This window comes from Vibrio sp. vnigr-6D03 (assembly GCF_002835515.1).
GTDB classification, from domain to species: domain Bacteria; phylum Pseudomonadota; class Gammaproteobacteria; order Enterobacterales; family Vibrionaceae; genus Vibrio; species Vibrio penaeicida.
This window is the reverse complement of the sequence record NZ_PIZL01000037.1, coordinates 1-2,473: the sequence shown is the minus strand read 5'-3', so window position 1 is coordinate 2,473 and position 2,473 is coordinate 1. Positions and strand designations below refer to the sequence as shown.

Sequence of the window (2,473 nt, the reverse complement as noted above, 5' to 3'; positions counted from 1 at the left end):
AATTGGACCAAAACCACTGAAGCCAGCAACTTTCGAAACCCTTACAACCCTTGAATTTTCAAAGCGCTATAACACCCGCTTAAGTGGCTGCCAATGCAATACAACGGCTACCGCATTGCGCCTTAAACACAATTATTTCTGCAAACCTAAAGTGCCACGCGTTGGCAGTCCGCTTGAAGCGTTTGTTGTAGAGCAACAAGTAACGAACTGACTTGGCAATGAAGTACTTAGTTTACATTCAATGAGCAGCATCTTAACTAACAGAACCTTCTGCAACCAGACCACAAAGCCCAAAATACCGATTCAGTCGAGAATTTAAGAAAACGAGCCTGAGCAAAGCTTCAAAATTCAACGAACCGAATTGATTTTGAAAGCTTACAGCAACTTGGATTGCGAGGATTTACCACCTTGATTCAGGCCAAGGAATCGAACTCGAAAACACTGAAGCCAGCAACTTTCGAGAGCCTGACAACCCTTGAATTATCAAAGCGCTATAACGCCCAGTTAAGTAGCCAAAAACGCACAAATGTTGTTTCTGCAAACTACCCTAAACACAAAACTCACCGCAAACTAAAAATGCCACGCGTTTTTGGTCTGCTTGAACTGTTTGTTGTAGCGATACAAGCAAACAGACTTACTTGGCAATGAAGCACTTAACTTGCATTCAATGACCTGCATCTTAGCCAACAAAATCCACTGCAACCAGACCACAAAATCTAAAACACCGATCATGTCGAAAATTTAGGGAAACGAGCCGAGAGCAAAGCTTCAAAATTCAGTGAACCGAATTGATTTTGGAAGCTCGCAGCAACTTGGTTTTCTGAGAGCTTTCCACATTGGATTTGGTTGAGGAATCAATCTCAAAAACACTGAAGCCAGCAATTTTCGAGAACCTTACAACCTTTAAATTATCAAAGCGCTATAACGCCCAGTTAAGTAGCCAAAAACGCACAAATGCTGTTTCTGCAAACTACCCTAAACACAAAACTCAACGCAAACTAAAAATGCCACGCGTTTTTGGTCTGCTTGAACTGTTTGTTGTAGCGATACAAGCAAACAGACTTAACTTGGCAATGAAGCACTTAGCTTGCATTCAATGAACAGCATCTTAGCCAACAAAACTTACTGCAACCAGACCACAAAGCCCAAAACACCGATTCAGTCGAGAATTTAGGAAAACTAGCCGGAAGCCAAACTTCAAAATCTGATGAAGCTGAATGGTTTTGAAACCTACAACGGCTTGGCTTGCGAGGATTTACCACCTTGATTCAGGCTAAGGAATCGAACTCAAAAACACTGAAGCCAGCAACTTTCGAAAACCTTACAACCCTTGAATTATCAAAGCGCTATAACGCCGCGTTAAGTGGTGAGCAACGCTATCCACCCTACATAAACCATTGTGACATAAACACTTAACCCAAAGTAGGCTGAAAATGCCGAGCGTTGGGAATCCGTCTTAAACGCTTTGTTATAAGCGTGTTTTTTGCTCCATGACTTCTTCAGCAGACTTGCTCTTAGCCTCTTCAATTAATTCTCTTAAAGCTAATTGTATGTGTTGTTGAAAAGCAACATAATCATCGTAAACAGGTCCCTGATTGGGTAATTCAGGATTTCTCTTATTTTTCTTATGGTATGAAATGTGCCATTGAGTAGTGCGTAATACTTCATAAAAAGACGCCAAACGATCAAACCATAATTTCCTATGTTTACCATCAATGGAACTAGGGTTAAGGAAATATGCTTCTGACGCCTCAATGTTCTTTTTAGTTAAGCTTTCAATACTCGTGTTTATATCTTTTACATAATGATGAATTAGCTGATAAGAGCGACGCTGAGATGAACTTAGCTCACTCACCACTTCCTTATAATAATTATCAAAAATATAAGACCCAAATGGTAAAGGCATTGTTCCAGAGTGAATCATGTGTACATTCATCTCCAGTTTATGGCAAGTTATTGCTATGGCAGACTCAAGTGAAGTTTCTATATCTTGTAGCTCTCTGAACAAAGCCCTTTTAGTTTGACACTTATTAACACGATACTTGATATATGCAACTAACTGTCCAACCAACAAAGCAACAACAGCAGAAATTAGTGCAATTATTAGCTTTTCGTCAGCTAACACATGATTTACTTCCATTCGATTATCTCAAATTTATCTTCATAGCTTATAACGCCAGCTTAAACCGCAGACAACGCACAAAACAAGCCGCTGCAATACGCCTTAAACACTTAATTCACCGCAAACTAAAAATGCCACGCGTTGTTTGTCGGTTTGAAGCTTTTGTTAGAGCGATACAGACAAAAAACTCGCTTGGCAATGAAGCACTTAGCTATGCCTTCTACTAACGTCTTTTTACCCAACATATCTTCACTCATCACTACCACATATCCTACAACGCAGATACCATCCGTCCTTCACCAACACGACCCTAGAGCAAAGCTCCTAATCTCCACCATCCCAATTTCACTT

3 protein-coding genes are annotated in these 2,473 nt (G+C 40.3%); 2 read left to right on the top strand and 1 reads right to left on the bottom strand.

Annotated features, from left to right (window positions below; all coding sequences use genetic code 11):
- Nucleotides 1-211: hypothetical protein (locus CW749_RS28600; RefSeq protein ID WP_343232683.1), on the top strand; the 211-nt coding region annotated here is incomplete at its 5' end.
- A gap of 197 nt (nucleotides 212-408) precedes the next feature.
- Nucleotides 409-648, top strand: a complete 240-nt coding sequence (locus CW749_RS23355; RefSeq protein WP_101114818.1) for a hypothetical protein — start codon at nucleotides 409-411, stop codon at nucleotides 646-648.
- A gap of 820 nt (nucleotides 649-1,468) precedes the next feature.
- Here the strand turns inward: CW749_RS23355 and CW749_RS23345 are convergent.
- The gene (locus CW749_RS23345) at nucleotides 1,469-2,140 is read right to left on the bottom strand and encodes a hypothetical protein (protein WP_101114815.1); all 672 of its coding nucleotides are present in this window, start codon (nucleotides 2,138-2,140) and stop codon (nucleotides 1,469-1,471) included.
- Nucleotides 2,141-2,473 lie beyond the last annotated feature (333 nt).